This window comes from Bacteroidales bacterium (assembly GCA_031275285.1).
Classification (GTDB): Bacteria; Bacteroidota; Bacteroidia; order Bacteroidales; family UBA4181; genus JAIRLS01.
The window spans coordinates 1-2,925 of sequence record JAISOY010000109.1 but is presented as its reverse complement, the minus strand read 5'-3'; the positions used below and the strand labels follow the sequence as shown (position 1 = coordinate 2,925).

Below are 2,925 nucleotides of genomic sequence, written 5' to 3'. Positions count from 1 at the left end.
CGAATTATTCGAATCGGCTGTACCATTAAGCTATGACGATATGCCCTTTACTATAAGTAGTACATTGGGTTTGCCGCCATCTAAACTGGTTGCCGCTACAAATAGTTATGACAATGCCTGGATCAATGCACAGGCATTTAAAGTAACGATGAAAGCGAATGAAAAAATCAGGATAAATGTAGTAGGTGCCGGATTAAAAATTTTCCTGAAAGAATATGATATGTATAATCAAGCAACATACAAACAGACATCCCGTTATTCGAATAATGTTCTTTATGCTGATAAAGATGGCGATTATTATATAGTCGTATCTTCTGATATAAAAAATGGGAATGTTGATTTTTCACTAAAGATCGATCATATAACCGGATTATGTTCCCGTGATGATGTTTTAGATAACGCAAAACCATCAGGTGCTTTACCATGCAAAATGTCAGGGATTTTGAATGAACAAAGCAATATGGTAGATAACGGTTTTTACTTATATTACGCCACGGCATACCGACTTCACCTGAAAGCCGGAACGGCCGTAAAAATAGAAAGGGGTTATGATCGCTATTATTCATCAGTTGTCGTATACCAGAAGATCGACAATACGTATCAGCTTGCACCCGTATATCCTCAATACCCTGATTATGGACCCCCGATATCAATATCTGCGGAAAAATCCGGCGATTACTATATTATTATTTCTTCAGACGGGCTAAAGAACAGTGAATACGATTTGAAGATTACTGAAACGTCTATTCCTGTCACTTACAAAGAATTAATTGACGCTACTCCAGATGTAACCGCGTTTCCTTTTGTTGGCTCCGGAACGTTAAATAACGAACATGCAACATTAGTGAAAGGCGATCAGTACTTTGGAGGCGAGAGTTGTTATTTTTCCAGGGCATATAAACTTAGCCTTGAATCAGGGACAGTATTGGCGTATAATCTGACTTCGGATGAGGTCGAAAAAAGATTATATATTTATGATTCACAAACATATAACCGGGTACACACCAATGATGCCGGTCAAGGTTCATATTTGGTCACAAAATCCGGGAATTATCATGTAATCATAACTACAAAAAAAGGCCTGGATGAAGGAAATTATACGCTAAAGATGGGATCATTATCGGAGGTCTCAATGGAAACCCTACTCGAAAATGCGCAACCTATATCTGTCCCGACCTCTTTCACGGATGCGCTGGGAGGTGACTCCGAACCTTGCGTGATAGATAATTTCTCTTCCTGGGGTGGATACGGCAATTATTATGCGAAAACATACAAATTTCATCTGGATAAGGATGAGAGTATTCAAATTAAAGCAGCATCAGACTTTTTGTATCCCGGCATGTCTTTGGCCAGGAAAAACCTTCAGGGCAAATTTGTAACCCTGATTTCAATGACAACAGGTTCACTAAAATATCAGGCAAAAGAATCCGGAGATTATTACCTGACCGTAGCTTCTCCATATAGCCGTCCTCTTACATCAGGCGATTTTACACTCACTATCCAACCTTTTTCTTATTCAACTCTGGATGATTTATTTGCAAACGCCGGAGAATTGTTTTTTGATGAAAACTTGTCCTGCTCAGTTTCTGGAAGTTTGGAGGAAGCACCGCTAATCCTGGAAAAAGGACAGACGAAATACAATGATAGATATTATTTTGCACAAGCATATAAGATAAAATTGGAAGAGGGGATACACTTAATGACATATATTCAATCAGCCAATTATCCACCCTATATTCGTTTGTTTAAAAAAGAAAATAACGAATACAAATTGATAAATAAAGATTACAATTTATCATATCCATTTCTTGTCGATGAAACGGATGAATACTATATTGTAATATATGCATATGAGAATTACGAAAAAACAGATTTTACATTATATCTGAAAACATTTATACCAGTTACCCTTAATGATTTGTTTGCTGACGCGTCCGAGTTCATCTTCCCCGGTTCTGTATCGGGAACCTTTGAACGAGGAAAATCTCCATATCTTTTTTCTGACGGTTATTCGTTCGTACAAGCGTATAAAATGAATATTTCAGCCAAAACAAATATAGTAGCTGCTCTCTCCTCTTCAATTGATGCCGGAAGCTTTATGATATATAAAAAAAATGGCAATAATTATGAAATGGTAAGTTATTATACCTCATATCATTTAAAAGAACTGGAACCGGGAGAATATTATTTTATCGTATACGGTCCAGTTTATACAGACAGTCACTATGTACTGAGGGTGGATGGAATTACCGGACAGGATTCACTTGAAAGCCTATTCCGTAATGCACAAACAGTAGATGGACAAACAGATCTTTCATATATATATTCTTGTGACTTTATCAAACATTCCGTCCCAGTAATAGAATTTGAGAAACAGACATGTAAGGCGAAAGCCTTTAAACTCGAGAATTTTTCTTCCATTCAACATCAGATAGAATTTGCAAGCAACAAAAACGGAAATTACTTTTTGTGTTTATATGAGAAGAATGGGAATGAATATACCATGATAGACAGAGTACACGATTGGGAATATTACCTGAGTAGTACATTTACTCCTTCTCCCGGCAAAGAATATTTTGTATTGCTTGCCGTAGATCTTTATGGTACCTATAATAATAGTTATACCTTAAAGATCACAAACATACATGTATCAGAATCAAAAATTCCTGATATAAAGCTGGAAGGCGGTCATTATGTCCGGATACCTTCAACGTTCACTGAAGAAGATATCAAAGAACTGTTGTCGAATAAAAAAATAATCCCAAAGGTCGGGCATGGAGAAATTACACCTGCTATCAGGAATTCTGTATCCTGTTGGACGGTTAACCCAACGTTAACGCAAGCAACCGGTTTGTTTGAAGCACCTGAAGGATATCAGTTCAGCGATGGTACCGGAACGATTGTTGTTGATTTCAATAGCCCATT

At 37.2% G+C, this 2,925-nt stretch carries 1 protein-coding gene; it reads left to right on the top strand.

Translation table 11 applies throughout. From position 1 onward, the window contains the following. Positions 1 to 2,925: hypothetical protein (locus LBQ60_11780; protein MDR2038592.1), on the top strand; the 2,925-nt coding region annotated here is incomplete at both ends.